Here is a 15,023-nt window from a genome sequence, read left to right on the forward strand (position 1 = left end):
TACATTCTAGCTGCTCTAATAGAAATGTTAATGTTTGTTAAAGTTTGATTTAAGGTTCAATTAAATAGAATAATATTGATAATCTTTCCTACCTTAAATTTCATAAATAAAGCTCTTCATCTATCACCTCTACATGAAACAGTTTTTCCGCTTTGCCTTTTTGGCTGCCTTCTTTTTAATGTTCCATAATGCGTTTGCCCAAAAAGGTGAGGTGAAAGGTGTGTTAATGGATGCGGCTCATAAAGAGCCCTTAGGCTACGCCACTATTGCGGTATATACCGCCCAAGACACCACGTTGGTAACTTTCAGGGTGAGCGATGAAAAAGGAGGATTCAAGGTGCCCAATCTAGCTCTGGACCGGCAACTGCGGTTAGTGATTACCATGACCGGTTTTCAAGTGTTCCGGAAGGAGTTTACCCTAACCGCAGAGCAGCCGGCGCTGGATCTGGGGCAGATAAATATGGAGCAGGCCGACCATTTGTTGCAAGAGGTGCTCATTACTGCTGAGATTCCGCCCATCATTGTGCGGCAAGACACGCTGGAGTTCAACGCTAATTCTTTTAAAACGCTGCCAACCGCACTGGTAGAAGATCTCTTGAAGAAACTGCCTGGGGTAAATGTAGACGCCTCTGGTAACATTACGGTGCAGGGTAAGCCAGTAAACCGCATATTAGTAGACGGAAAAGAATTCTTCGGCAGTGATCCAAAAATTGCAAGCCAGAACCTGCCGGCCAACGTGATAGACAAAGTGCAGGTAGTCAATGACCCCGATGCTCTGCGACGCGATCCAGACATGCCAGTGTCTGAAATACCACAGGTCATTAACCTGAAGCTGAAGAAAGGAATAAAGCAAGGTGCCTTCGGTAAAATGTACGCCGGTGGCGGAACAAATGATAGGTTTGAAGCCGGAGGAATTTTGAACATCTTCAGAGACACCACGCAGTTGAGTGTGCTAGGCTACGCCAATAACCTAAACCGCTCTGGCTTTGGCATGGATGACATCAGGCGCATTGGCGGCTTTGACCGTAGTGGCATTAACTCCATGATGATGATGTATGACGGCGGGTTTGCCATCAACGGCATTTCCTTTGGGGGACTAGGCAGCGGCATACAGACCTCTACCGGAGGGGGCGGTAATTTCAACACCTTGTTCAAAAACGGCTTAAAATTGAACCTGCAGTACTTTTATGGGGGCGTTGATTCTGATTTGCGGCAGGTGGTGAATACGGCACAAACAGTGGGCTCTGAAGACATACTCGCCTCGCGCCGGGTGAACATACAAGATAACTTTGACCGTGGACACCGCATTGGCGGCAGGCTAGACTGGAAGTTAGATTCTTTAACAGATTTAAGCATCAGGCCTGGGATCAACTTCGGGCGCAAAGGTTCCAGACAATTCAATGAACAAAGCACCCTTCGTAACTACGAAAACCTGATCAACGAGAGCGACATGAACCAGCATGTGGCCAGCAACAATTTATCTTATTCAAGCACTATCTCATTTAACCGAAGTTTCCGGAAGAAGGGGCGAAGTCTGTCTTACTACGGTGATTTTGAATATTCTACCTTTGGGCAAGACCAGGTTACCAATGCTCTGAACCAGTTCTTTGAGCCTACCCCCAGAACCACGCTCTTAAACCAGTTGCGAGATAACGACCGCCAAAGCTTTAACATGGCCAGCACCTTGTCTTATAATGAGCCCTTCAGTAAAACGCTGAGTGGCGTGGTGCGGCTAAACTCCAGAAGGTTTGACGATGAAGACCGGCTGAACACCTATGACCGAGCAGAAGAAGGAGAGCCTTATGACCAGCTGGTGCCGGAATTGTCTAATCAACTGGACCGTACGGGCTGGCGCAATTACCTGAATGTGGGGCTGAAATGGAAGCTGAAAGACCTGACCGTGCAGCCAGGTATTCAGTTTACCAAGCTAGACATTAAAAACCAATACAAAGATTTACCGACTATTCCGCAAAATCTATTCTTCGTGTTCCCTTCTATGGTAGTAAACTGGAAAGGGCTGAACCTGTCGTACAACGTGCACCTGCGCGAGCCCGATGCCACTGATTTGCAGGCAGTGCAAGACAATACCAACCCGTTGATTGTACAGTACGGTAACCCAAATTTGGTGCCCGCAGAGTCTCACTCCATTAGCATGAACTACCGGAAGTTTGATTCAAAACGCTCTATGAACTACTGGGCGTACGTAAGCGGTAGCATCAACAACAACGCCATTACCAGAGCCCGAACCTTTGATGGCAACGGCGTGCAAACCTTCAGACCCGTTAACACCGACGGTAACTGGAGCTTCTACGGAAATGGTTCTGTCAACAAAGACTACAAGTATGACGGCAACCGACAGTTTTCATTAGGCCTGTCGGGCTTCATGAACTATACCAAGACACTTATTCTGCTGAACAACATAAGAAGCTATGGCCAAACGTTTAGCATAACTCCGCGTCTGGAAAGCCGCATGAACCTGAACGACAAGTTTGAGCTTAGCCAGTCGCTTTCATTGGGTATTAGACAGAGCGCGTATGAAGATGAGTCTTTCAGAGACCTAAACTACCACACCCGCAGTTCAGAGTCTGGCGTAGTAGTGCGGTTGCCAAAAAAACTGGTGTGGGAGGCCAACCTATCCTACAACTATAACTCCAATACCGCACCTGGCTTGCGCAAGAGCTATAGCCGCTTGAATTTGGGAGTGACCTATGTTTTCTTGAAAGATGACCGTGGCCAACTGAAGCTGTTTGTGTATGACGCCCTTGACCAAAACCTGAGCGCCTACCGCTCTATCCGCGAGAACATGATCGAGGACTTCCAGACTACGGTGCTCACCCGCTACGCCATGCTTTCCTTTACCTATAATATCCGCAACTTCGGGGGCAAGGTGGGCAGCACCAGTAACAACTCATTCTTCAGATTCTAGCCAGTTATAGTTTGCTGTTTTTGACCTGTTTTTTAAAAAAGAGCCTGAAAATGAAAATTTCAGGCTCTTTTAGTTTCTGAGGCTGAGTAAGGAGCCAACAGTTTCTCTTGTTTTAAGCTGACTAATTCCTGTTATTGTACATCAACTCAAGTATGGTTCTTGCGTATCTGTCAGATTGTAATTGAATATTCCCCTATTGCTATGTCTAACACCCCATCTGCTAATTCCAGCTCAGACTCATTAAATATTTTTCAGGGAGGAGGAGAGATGGGGGCCCTCATGCGGTCTTATGACTGGGAATCACACCCACTGGGTAATCCTTCTGGTTGGCCTCATAGCTTGAAATCAAATGTGCGCCTGCTGCTGAACTCGGGTTTCCCCATGTTTATCTGGTGGTCAAAAGAATTATATTCTTTTCACAATGACGCCTATCTGCCAGCTTTGGGAACCAAGCACCCGTCGGCGCTGGGCACGCCTGCCAGAGAAGTATGGGCCGAAATCTGGGAGGAGATAGGGAATATTGCACATAGCATCATGAACGGGGGCGAGCCTTTTTATGCTGAAGGGCTGAAGCTATTTCTGAGAAGGCAAGGCTTTGCGGAGGAAACTTACTGGACCTTTTCTTACAGCCCCGCTTTTAACGATGCCGGTGAAGTAGACGGAGTGTTCTGTGCATGCCACGAAGTAACCAGCACCATTTTAGGTCAGCGAAGGCTTACAACCCTTAGAGAGATATCAGACATGATGTCACAGGTGCAGGTGCTGGAAGAGGCTTGCCAAAGCATTTGCGCTATACTGAACCAGAACCAGAGCGATGTGCCGTTCAGCCAAATTTACCTGCTCAATTCTTCCGGAACGGAGGCTAGGTTGTTGGGGGCATCTGGTGTGCTGGCAGAGAAGGCAGTTTCGGTGGTGCCCCTCACCAGTGAGGGGGCAGTGGGGCAGTGGCCACTGAAAAGGGTGTATGACTCAAAGCAGATGCAGGTGGTGAAGCACCTAGAGGGGGCTTTTGCGCCATCGGAAGGGCAACTTGAGCAAGCACAGGTTAAGCAGGCGGTCATTTTACCCATTCTTCGGCCAGGCCATGATCAGGTACTAGGCTTTTTTGTGGCTGGCATCAGTGAATTCCTCTCCTATGACATTGGCTACCAAAACTTCCATGAACTTATAGTTGGCCAGGTAGCCACCACCATTGCCAGTATAGAAAGCAAAGAACAGGCTGCGCGGCAGCAGCAAGAGTTGCTTAATCTGTTTCAGCAGGCACCCGTGGCCATTTGTGTTCTTAGAGGCAGTAACCATGTGATAGAACTAGCCAACCCAGGTATATGTGAGCTTTGGGGTAAAACCTTGGAAGATGTTCTGGGAAAACCAGTGCTGGAAGCTCTTCCGGAAGTGAAAGACCAAGGAATCAAAGAACTGCTAGACAGTGTTTTCTATACTGGTGTGCCCTACGTGAATAATGAGTTGCCCGTGATACTGGAGCGTAACGGCAAAATGGAGACGGTGTATTTCAATTTCGTGTATCAGCCTATGCGCGACCGTTGGGGCAACATTACTGGTATTATAGCTGTAGCAGTAGGCGTGAACGAGCAAGTAGAAGCCCGTCATGAAATTGAAAGCATGAATACTGAATTACGGGCTATAAATGCTGATTTAGATAATTTTGTGTATTCCGCCTCTCATGACTTGAAAGCCCCAATCTCTAACATTGAGGGTTTAATGGAGACGCTGGTTGAGTTCCTGCCCAAGGAGATACAACAGCAGGATGCGGTGCAAGAGGTATTGAGCATGATTACCGCTTCCGTGGGCCGTTTTAAACGTGCCGTTGCCGATCTTACTGAGGTAGCCAAAATACAACGTGAAGCTGGGGAAGACGTAGCGTCAATTGATTTAGCTGAAGTAGTAGAAGACGTGCAGCTTGATTTCAAAAATATGATTCAAGCTTCCAATGCCCAAATAACCACCACTTTCGCCCCAGACTCTACTGTTAAGTTTTCAGCAAAAAATGTGCGTAGCATTGTATACAATCTATTTAGCAACGCGCTCAAATACCGGGCAAATGACCGTACCCCTACTATAGAGATCACAACAGAGCACGAGCCAAAATATGTGGTACTCACCGTAGCGGATAATGGCTTGGGCATACGACCAGAAGAACAGCACAAAATTTTTTCTATGTTCAAGCGCCTGCATGACCACGTAGAAGGCACGGGTATTGGTCTTTATATTGTAAAGCGTATCATTGAAAACGCCGGAGGCAAGATTGAAGTAGAGAGCCAGGAAGGAGTTGGTACTACGTTCAAGGTTTATTTTAAGCGCTAAGCTACCTTTGGTAGTCAGTCCTTGCAATTAGTCAGAGTGTACCTCCAGTAGCTATACAAAACTGATCCTGCTCCTTCTCAACAATTGATATTTTTAACTGTTGTGAATAGCCAAAGCCTCAATGAGGCTTATTAGAAAGTGCAGGGGGTGCATTTACCCTTCGTCACACATTCCTGATACTCCCCCTTTGAAGGGGGCGAAGGGGGATGTTTACACCAGCAGATCCACGCATTCCAGATCCTTCTTTCAAGGTCGTCCTGAGCGCTAGCCGAAGGATCTAACGAAGACTTTTGCTCCTGCTTCCGCTTTACCACTTGCCGTTGTTGTATATTCTCACAGACAACCAAAGCTAAGTAACCCATTCCTCTTTTTTCCCGCTCCCGAATTTCATAGCCGCTGCTGATCCAAGGCCTCACATTCAGCCCTCTCCGTCTCTTTGGCTCCGTGCGCTCACGGCCGCGAGGCCCCGCCCTGTGGATTCGCACTGCCCTTTTCACTTGACCTTTGGTCTTGCCTTACGGCACCGCTCAAAGCGAGGCGCTCATCCCCACGGCTGGTATCAGTTCCAGTTCTGCTACTTGTGATGCTTTTGAACAGCTATCATTAGGTTTCTGCTTCTGCTATTCTATCCAAAAGTCACTCGCGCTGCGCGCATCTTATTTGATAGATGCTACTAATTAGTCTGTGAAGTGTTTGATTGCCTAGTTTGACTACTTATGATAATGTGTAATTAGAGGTGAAAATATGTGTGTTGTAATCATGGATTAAAATACTTATTTGGGTCTAATTGTGAGGATATGTTGAGATTGTATAAATTTAAATAAACTAATATGGTGCAGCTTTTGTTGATATAATAGCGTATATCATATATAGGTCATTTTTGAAAAATTTAAACAAATTAATTCTGCTTTAATCTGATGAATAGCTGTAGGTTTACTTAAATAAGGTGAATTTTAGCAATTTTCAGTATAAAATAGACATAATTGACTGATATTCCTAGATATAATTATCAATAAATTAAAGACTAAAGCAGGAATTGTAATTCTGCTTTAACACCTGAATAATCTCTTAATTTTCAAACAATAAACACGTACTATGCTGTATACCCTGAAAAGAACTGATGAATATAATTCAATGGCGAAACAAGTAATCAACTATGTGGAGAAATCTGGCTATGAAGATGTGAAAGCTGATTTTTCTGGATATGACAGTCCTGCTGCGCTGACTATGGTAAGCCAAGGTATTACCCTTACTCCAGACTTCACCGCCAAGAGAGGCGATAGCAAATATTACTTTGAGTTAGTGGTGAAAACCAACGATGACAAAGAAAACAGTACTCTCGTGAGCAAGTGGAAAGCTTTAGAGTCTATTGCCAAAATGAAGGGCGGTAGCCTGAACCTTTTTGTACCACACGGTAGCTATAAGTTTGCCACCTCTCTGTTGAAAGACTATAACATAGAGGCAGACTTAATCAAAATGTCTGACCTTTAAATAAAGATACCCCCAGAGAAAAGCCGTTTTGCGCTGGTTTTACGAAACCATGCCGCAAAACGGCTTTTTTTTAATCTGTTCACGGAAGGAGTATGTGCGGTACAGAAAAGTAATTCTCAGTCCCAGATCTCGTTTTTAGCGGTAAGTAATATTGGAGCCTTGTCGGTTACTATAATGGTGTGTTCATGTTGGGCTACGAAGCCGCCTTTGTTACCTACCAGAGTCCAGCCGTCTTTTAAAGTATGGGCTAAAGTAGAGTGGGTGGAGATGAACGTTTCAATGGCCACCACCGAGTTTTTCTTGAAGCGGGTGCGGTTAAACTTATTGTAACAATTCAAGATTTCTTCCGGGGCTTCATGTAGGCTTCTGCCCACACCGTGCCCTGCCAAATTCCTGATCACTTTGTAGCCCGCTTTCTGGGCTTCCGACTCAATCAATCTGCCAATCTCAGCCACCTTTACCCCGTCTTTAATCTGGCCAATGGCTTTACACAGAATTTCTTTAGATGCCTGTACCAAGGGCTGGTAAGAGTGCACATCTGACCCCAACACAAAAGAACCGCCATTGTCTGACCAAAAACCATTCAACTCCGCTGAAACATCAATATTCACTAAATCACCTTCCTGTAGAATCTTCTTAGCTGACGGTACACCATGCGCTATTTCCTGGTTCACGCTAATGCAAGTCCAGCCCGGGAAACCATAGGCAGTGCGCGGAGCCGATTTTGCGCCTAGCTTTCGCAGAATTTGTCCGCCGTAGTCATCCAGTTGTTTGGTGGAGAGGCCGGGGCGCGCAAAGGCGCGCATTTCTTTCAGGGTAAGCGCCACCGCCTCACTTACGGCCTGCATGCCTACTAGTTCTGATTCTTTGGAGATGGACATAGCACTGGTGAATTTGTTTAGACTTAAAGGTACCTTCCTTTTTGATGAAGGAAAGTGTATGCAGCTATTATTCTGCCCGGTTGTACCACAACTGCACCAGTCCTGATTTAAACGTGCTGCTGTGGGTGAGGGTCAAGTTCTGCTCTGGCCTGCCGTCCTGGAACAGTCTGATGCCGCTGCCCAGCAGGTGTGGGATAATTGAGATGATCAGTTGGTCAATGAGGTTTTCTTTTAGCAGCGCACTGACCACCTCGCCGCCGCCATCGCAGTAAATGTTTTTGCCCTGCTGTTGTTTTAAGCTGGAGATAAGCTCTGTCAGACTTCCGCCGTAAAATTCCACGTTCTCGTCTTGGCCCGTTTTGCTCTTAGAAAGCACGTAGCATTTTTTATCTTTGTGCGGAAACTCGGACATGCCAAATGACAGTACTTTGTCATACGTTCTTCGGCCCCAGATAAGCGTATCTACGGTATGTTGAAAAGCATGATAGCCGTAGTCCTCGCCGGGCTCTTCTACTTTTGAAAGGAAGTCAATGTTGTCGTCTTCTTTGGCAATGTAGCCATCTAAGCTCATGGCAATGTACAGAACTACTTTTCTAGGCATAGCTTTAGATTTGTTTAGTTTATAGAAGTCAGATTCTGCTTTTGAGAGAAAGGTTGCGTGGGTAAAGATAAAATTATATTCTGTTGTACGGACTGGTCGCGACATGTCCTATGCGGTGGCTGCTGGTTTAGCTTCTGCTACTGTTGTCATCGTTAAATTCCTCGGCGCTGATAGGGAATATTGAATAGGGCAGGCATATTGCTTCGTTGCAAAGGTTTTATCTCGGGCCAGCGTCTTTGGACAGGTCACGACCTGTCCGTACCATCAGCAATGCGTGGAGTCTCCTTTGTAAACATCCCCCTTCGCCCCGTTAAAAAGGGGAGTATCTGGAAGGCGTGCTTTATTGTTTGACGCGTTTTAGCCCTGATTATCCAAAAACAGCCCTGAAACACTCTTCTCCACCTACCGGAATAGCCCCAGCAAATCCTTTTTAGAAAGCGACTTCAAAATTGCAGAATCAGTCTTAATCAAGTCGCTGGCGAGTTCTTTTTTGGTGGCTTGTAGCTGCAGAATCTTTTCTTCCACGGTGTCGGGGCAAATGAGGCGGACGGCGACTACGGGCTTCTGCTGACCAATGCGGTGACTGCGGTCTATGGCTTGATTTTCGGCGGCGGGGTTCCACCACGGGTCAACCAGATACACATAGTCGGCGGCGGTTAAATTGAGGCCCACGCCTCCTGCTTTCAAGCTAATCAAAAACACCCGCACGTTGGGGTTATTTTGGAAATTCTCTACCCGCGCGGCTCGGTTTCTGGTTTGGCCGGTGAGGTACTCAAAGCAGATGCCCCGCGCCTGTAGCTCGGGTTTAATCAAATCCAGCATGCTCACGAACTGCGAGAACACCAGAATCTTGTGCTGCCTAGATTTGTTCTCAATCTGCTCCAGCAGCGTCTCAATTTTGGCCGAGGGGTGATCGAATCCTTCGGCATCGGGAAGCAGGGCGGGGGAGTTGCAGAGCTGCCGAAGTTTTGTGAGGCCGGTGAGTACGTGCATGCCTTGTTTGGCCAACTCATCGTCGCTTTTGCCCTCCAGGTAATCGCGCAGTTCTTTCTCATAGGCATCATACACGGCGCGTTGCTCTGGGGGCATTTCGCAATAAATCACCATCTCGGTTTTTTCTGGTAACTCAGGAGCTACCTGCTGTTTCGTGCGCCGCAAAATGAACGGACTAATCTTTTTCTGCAGTTGCTGGGCTTTTCTGAAGTCATCGAATTTGTCAATCGGCATGGAGTAGATGTCCTTGAAGTGCTGTTTGCTGCCTAGCAGGCCGGGGCAGGCAAACGAGAGTTGCCCGTACAAATCATAGGTATTGTTCTCCAGCGGCGTTCCCGTGAGTACCAGCTTATTTCTGCTCTGCAGCAGTCGCGCCGCTTTGTACCGCTGGCTTTCCGGATTTTTAATGGCCTGCGACTCATCCAGCACAATGTAGTTGAACGGGAACTCCTTTAGCCGACGAGCCTCGGTGAGCAAGGTGCCATAGGTGGTCAACACAATATCATAGTCGTGGAAGTCTGGTTTTTCTTTGGTGCGTTGGGCGCCGTGTAAAGTGTACATGCGCAGCGACGGGGCAAACTTCTGAACTTCGGCCTGCCAGTTGAATAGCAGCGAGGTAGGCACCACCACCAGATTGGTGTTCTGGCCCAGCTTCTGCCGCTGGAGCAGGAGAAGCGCAATTACCTGCACCGTTTTTCCCAAGCCCATGTCGTCCGCCAAGCAGCCGCCGAAATTAAATTCATCCAGAAAGTTCAGCCAGTTCAGTCCCTGGTGCTGGTAAGGCCGCAGCGTAGTGTTCAAGCCGGAGGGCACCTCAACAGGCGTGATTTCCTCAAACTTGGAGAACTTGGCTCTGAATTTGGCAATTTCCTCTTTCACCGGCTGGGTCAGTACCTCTTCTTCATACAGCTCCTCTACATCAGAGAAGTTGGTTTTAGGGGTGCGAATGCTGTCTTCCACGGCCTCGCCATAGCGGAAATAGCGCGATAGTTTCTCCAGCCATTCCTGCGGAAGAATACCTTGCGTGCCATCATCCAGAGCCACGTAGCGGGTCTTGTTTTTTACCGCCTTATGCAGCTCCTTTAACTTCGCTTTTTGCTTGCCAAACCTGATATCCAAGTTTGTGTCAAACCAGTTGATGCCGCTGTGCACGCTCAGGGTAACAGTAGCTTTGTGTGAGTTGCGCCGGTTTCCTTTCAGGTCGTTAAAGCCCAGAATAGTAATGTCCTGTTTGCGCCATTCTTCAAAAGCATCCAGAAACCAGCTCTCGTCCAGAAACCGTTCTTTGTGGAGGTAAAAATCGAGGCGGGGCAGTTGGCCTTCAAAGTCGGGGTGCTGGCGCATAATTTCCGATACCAGCTGGAGCTCCAGCTCACTGTCGCGGGAGATGGAGAAAGCCTTGCCTTTGGAGTCGGTGGCGTAGAGTTGCTTTTTAGACAGCACCGGAATCTCCAACTCGCCGCCGTACCGCATCACGGGCAAGAGGTACACATAGCTGGCGGTTTCGGAGAGGTAGAGAATTTTCTCGCGGCGCTGGTCAAACCCCTGCTCGGCCAATTGGCTTTTGGTGGCGGGCTTAAGGTAAGAATATGTTATCTGGATGTTCTGCTCCAGGTTAGCCAGAATGCTCTCCTGAAACTCAGCGTATTTAGAAGTATGAATAAGCAGGCGGTTGCTGTTCTTCCGGAAGAAGTCAATCACGCGCAGCGTATCGGGCTGGTCGGGCAGGTACAGCGTGTTGCCCACGTGAACGAAGTACTGGTATTTGAGATACAGCTGGTGCAGGGCGTGCGCCTTGCCGTCAATCACCAATTCCCCAGAAATTTCATAGAAACTCTGCTGCCGGTGCACGGTCAACTGCAAGTCTGTCTTTAGCCGCTGCACCTGCACCGGCACCACTGAGGCGGCGTTCACTTTCTCCGAGGCCTGCGTGTTATGAATATAAAAGTCCAGCCCCTGCGGATTGCGCACCAGTGCCTGTAAGCCTGCAAAGTCTTGTTCGGGGTTTCCGCCGTCATAGTTGTTCTGAAAGCGGGCGATGCCAGAGAAGAACTTCAGCTCCTCGGGGCTTTCCAGGAGCCAGACCAAATCGAGAGGCTTTACCGGAGTGAACGGGTTCTTCGGTTTGCCTTCCTTGGTGAAAGGCGCCTGAAACAGCTCTACCGTAAACTGGTCGTAATACCGGTGTTTGCCCAGCACCACCATCAGCTTAGAAGCGGCTTGGTCCGTTGCAGTTGTTAGCGAACTGTAGCGTTCAGGTTTAGGCAAAATCTGCTCCTGCAATTGGGCGGTGATGGCTGGGGTAACGGGGAAAATCTCTTTCTCCCGTGGCGTAATCTCCACAAAGCTTCCCTTATAGCTCAGCTGAAACAGGGCATCTAAGTTAGGTTCGTGCTGCAGACCGTAATCTTTGGCCACTGCCCGTATTTTTTCGTGCCGAAGAGGAGCGTCAAAGAAAAGGCGGAGGTGGCGGCGGTTGAGCAGGTTCAGAAGCACTTGGGCCTGATGTACACACAGCTTAGTTTTAGGAACTGCACATGAGCAGGAGACCACCAATGCCGTCGGCAGCTGTTGTACCCGCACGTGCGCAGCGCCCGCCTCATGTGGTGTGGAGAGCACAAAAGCCGCAAAGTCTACGTCAATAATCTCAGGTTGAATCTCAGAGAAGCCATTGGCAGATGTTTCTACGTGCTCCAGGCTTTGCCGAAGAACCAGTGAATAGCTTAGGTCAGGCAGCTGGAGGTTCGGGAAAAGGTAGTCGTGCGGAAAAGGATTGGCTGCACCTTTGTTGTCTTGTCGTTCAAACCAATTCCCGTTGCTCATGTACTTTTCAGCTTCAACTCTTTGTGAAGTAAAATTAAGAAATTAACGGGAGGCAAAATCTTCGTTTCTGTTTTTAAGCTAGTTTCTGAAAAATAGGTCGAAAACAGGTTGTGTAGAGACAGCCCAACAATAGTTTTCTCTTTATCAAAACCAATGTTGTTTGGAGTCTTCTAAAGGGCGATTTCAAAATTATTATGAGAATGGAAGTCTCTGACTTCCTGCCTGCCACAAAGTAAAAGCAGACGAAAAGTTTAGCAGTTGTTTCATAGAAATTCATCTGCCACTTTTTCGGAACGGAGTTCCTGCTGATTCATTATACGTTTGGAGTCGCCCTTCGGAAGACTCCAAACAGCGGGGGGATTGTGTAGGGACAGGTCGCGACCTGTCCGCTTCGGTTGCCGTCACCTTATACTGTTGCTGTTCGGGATTGATAAATCCGAAAGAGCGGTTATCTTTCCAGCCAATTGCACGTTAAGAGAGCCCTATGGGAACTGTAGCATTTATTTTGTTTGTAACGGTGGGCGTGCTGATTTTTTACCGTTGGGCCACCCGCAAAACCCGTCGCCGGAAAAAGGTGCTGGCGCAGGAGTTTCCGGTGGAATGGCGAAAAGTTTTAACCGATAGAGTCGGCTTTTACCACACCCTCAAAACCGAGGAAGAAAAGCGCCGCTTCGAGAAAATGATTCAGCTGTTTTTAGCGGAGAAGCGGATTACAGGCATTGAAGTAAGGATAGATGATACCATAAAAGTGTTGGTGGCGGCCAGTGCCATCATTCCTATTTTCGGGTTTGAAGATTGGGAATATCCTCATTTAGGGGAGGTGCTGGTGTTTCCTGGCAGCCTGGAACGCTACAAGCACGAAGACAGCGAGGCGGTATCAGAAGTATTAGGCCGGGTAAACCCGTTCCAGAATGCCCATTACGTCACCCTCTCCAAACCTGCCCTTGAACGTGGTTTCAATGACATGGCCGACCGGCAGAACGTGGGTATTCATGAATTCGCGCACATGCTAGACCAGGCCGACGGCGAGATTGACGGTCAGCCCAAAGCCTATCTGCCCGAAGAACTATACCAGCCTTGGCAGGAAATGATGTACCGCAAAATAAAACAAATCAAGCGCGGCGAGTCAGACATCAATCCGTACGGGGCCACCAATGAGGCCGAGTTCTTCGCCGTAGCCACCGAGTATTTCTTTGAAAAACCGAAGCAGCTGGCAGAGAAGCACCCAGGCTTGTACAAAATGCTCACGCAGGTGTTTCAGCAGAACCCTAAAAGAACTTTCGGGCTTAACTTCAGAGAACTGCTAAACCCCTACGGCAAACGCTTGGGCCGCAATGAGCCCTGCCCCTGCGGCAGCGGACAGAAGTACAAGAACTGCTGCCTGCAAAAGAAGACGGCGGCTTAAATCTTCACCGTTTTCCAGCGGCCTTTCTTGAACAGCCACCAGCTGATAACGGAGTGGAAGGAGTGGCAGAACGCAATGGTGATGAAGATACCGGTGATACCCAGGTTCCAGTACAGCGCCAAAAGGTAAGCCAACGGAATTTCAATAAGCCAGAGCACGAACACGTTGATCCAGGCCGGAGTTTTGGTGTCGCCGGCACCGTTGAACGCTTGTACCATCACCATGCCTAAGCCGAAGAAGATATAGCCCAGCGTAATAATCTTCAGGCCTTCAGAGGCAATGGCCACTACTTCAGGGTCTGGGGTGAAGAAGCTGGCCAAGTGTTTTCCGAAGAGGAAGAAAGCTGCAGTGGCTAACCCAAGGAATATCATGTTGTAGCGAGCTGTGAGCCAGACGGAGATCTCAGCGCGGCGCGGTTTATTCGCTCCTAAATTCTGCCCCACCAGCGTAGCCGCCGCCGAAGACAGTCCCCAGGCGGGTAAGAGGGTGAACATGATAACCCGGAAAGCAATGGTATAACCTGCCAACGCGTTGCTCCCGAACTCGGCGGTTATGCGGGTCAGGAAAATCCAGCTGGCGGTTTCAATCATGAACTGTCCCATGCCCCCCGCTGATATCCGCAGAATCTTCATCACCGTCTTCCACTTCAGTTTCAGATTCTCTGTGGTGATTTTGAGTACGTGCTTGCCGTTAAACAAATGGTAGAGCTGGTACACCACGCCAATGCTACGGCCAATGGTAGTAGCCCAGGCGGCTCCCGCCAGTCCTAAACCTTCAATAGAGCCAATCCCGAAAATAAGCAGCGGGTCCAAGACAATGTTTATTCCGTTGGAAATCCAGAGGGCACGCATGGCCAGGTGTGGTTGCCCAGCTCCCCTAAAAGCTCCGTTAATCAGGAACAGCAGAATAATGGCCAGGTTTCCGGCGAAGATGATACGCGCATAAGAAAGGCCAATGGATATGACTTCTTCAGAAGCTCCCATCAGGCGCAGAATATCATCGGCCCAGATAAACGTTACGGCTCCCATGGCAATGGCCAGCACCGCCCCCGTTGCCAACAACTGAAACGTGGTACTTCCGGCTTGTTTGACTTTCTTTTCGCCAATTCGGCGCGCCACCATGGCCGTGCCCGCCATACTAATACCCATGCCTACCGAGTAGATAATCATGAGAACCGACTCTGTTAAGCCCACGGTTGCCAATGCCGCCGAACCCAATCGTCCTACAAAGAATATATCTACAATGGCAAACAGAGACTCCATGAGCATTTCCAGAATCATGGGCGTAGCCAGCAGCACAATTGATTTTTTGAGGCTGAGACGTGTGTAATCCTGCTCCTGCCCTTTAATGGCAGACCAGATAAGAGGCAGAAGTTCTGTGCGCGAACTCATAGTTTTTGAAGTAGATGGAATTGGGTGTGCTAAGCTACAAAAAGCGGCGGTTTATCTACTAGAGTCAGTAACAGCGTGTTCAGTTGCATGGGTGCTCCTGAATTCAGAATTAAAATCAAACTTTTACAAGAAAGCTGTTTTAGCGTTTCAAACCTCTGGCGCCAGCATTTACTTGTTCCGCCCAGGCTGC

General features: G+C 48.4%; 8 protein-coding genes. 4 read left to right on the forward strand and 4 right to left on the reverse strand.

Annotated elements, in window-relative coordinates; genetic code table 11:
• Positions 1 to 133 precede the first annotated feature (133 nt).
• The 3 genes from A8O23_RS15290 (at position 134) to A8O23_RS15300 (ending at position 6,739) form a co-directional block, all read left to right on the forward strand.
• On the forward strand, positions 134 to 2,926 hold the full coding sequence (locus tag A8O23_RS15290; protein WP_066622843.1) for an outer membrane beta-barrel protein: 2,793 nt from the start codon (positions 134 to 136) through the stop codon (positions 2,924 to 2,926).
• Between the two features lie 201 nt (positions 2,927 to 3,127).
• The gene (locus tag A8O23_RS15295) at positions 3,128 to 5,248 is read left to right on the forward strand and encodes an ATP-binding protein (protein WP_239693423.1); all 2,121 of its coding nucleotides are present in this window, start codon (positions 3,128 to 3,130) and stop codon (positions 5,246 to 5,248) included.
• Positions 5,249 to 6,343: 1,095 nt separating this feature from the next.
• On the forward strand, positions 6,344 to 6,739 hold the full coding sequence (locus A8O23_RS15300) for a hypothetical protein (protein ID WP_066622849.1): 396 nt from the start codon (positions 6,344 to 6,346) through the stop codon (positions 6,737 to 6,739).
• A 116-nt stretch (positions 6,740 to 6,855) separates the two neighbouring features.
• Here A8O23_RS15300 and map read toward each other — a convergent pair whose 3' ends face one another.
• From map to A8O23_RS15315, 3 genes are all read right to left on the reverse strand, one after another.
• Positions 6,856 to 7,620, reverse strand: a complete 765-nt coding sequence (gene map, locus A8O23_RS15305; protein WP_066622852.1) for a type I methionyl aminopeptidase — start codon at positions 7,618 to 7,620, stop codon at positions 6,856 to 6,858.
• 67 nt (positions 7,621 to 7,687) lie between these two features.
• Positions 7,688 to 8,221 carry a dihydrofolate reductase family protein gene (locus A8O23_RS15310; RefSeq protein ID WP_066622855.1) on the reverse strand — a complete coding sequence of 178 codons (534 nt, stop codon included), beginning with the start codon at positions 8,219 to 8,221 and terminating at the stop codon, positions 7,688 to 7,690.
• A gap of 402 nt (positions 8,222 to 8,623) precedes the next feature.
• Positions 8,624 to 12,037: a DEAD/DEAH box helicase gene (locus tag A8O23_RS15315; RefSeq protein ID WP_066622858.1), complete on the reverse strand. Its 3,414-nt coding sequence runs from the start codon at positions 12,035 to 12,037 to the stop codon at positions 8,624 to 8,626.
• Positions 12,038 to 12,521: 484 nt separating this feature from the next.
• On the opposite strand from A8O23_RS15315, the gene A8O23_RS15320 reads away from it, so the two are divergent.
• Complete coding sequence (locus A8O23_RS15320; RefSeq protein ID WP_066622860.1) at positions 12,522 to 13,442, forward strand: zinc-dependent peptidase; 921 nt, start codon at positions 12,522 to 12,524, stop codon at positions 13,440 to 13,442.
• Here the strand turns inward: A8O23_RS15320 and A8O23_RS15325 are convergent.
• Complete coding sequence (locus A8O23_RS15325) at positions 13,439 to 14,833, reverse strand: MATE family efflux transporter (RefSeq protein ID WP_066622862.1); 1,395 nt, start codon at positions 14,831 to 14,833, stop codon at positions 13,439 to 13,441. The two genes, A8O23_RS15320 and A8O23_RS15325, sit on opposite strands and share 4 nt — an antisense overlap.
• Positions 14,834 to 15,023: the final 190 nt, after the last annotated feature.

Source organism: Rufibacter roseus, from assembly GCF_001647285.1.
Classification (GTDB): domain Bacteria; phylum Bacteroidota; class Bacteroidia; order Cytophagales; family Hymenobacteraceae; genus Nibribacter; species Nibribacter roseus.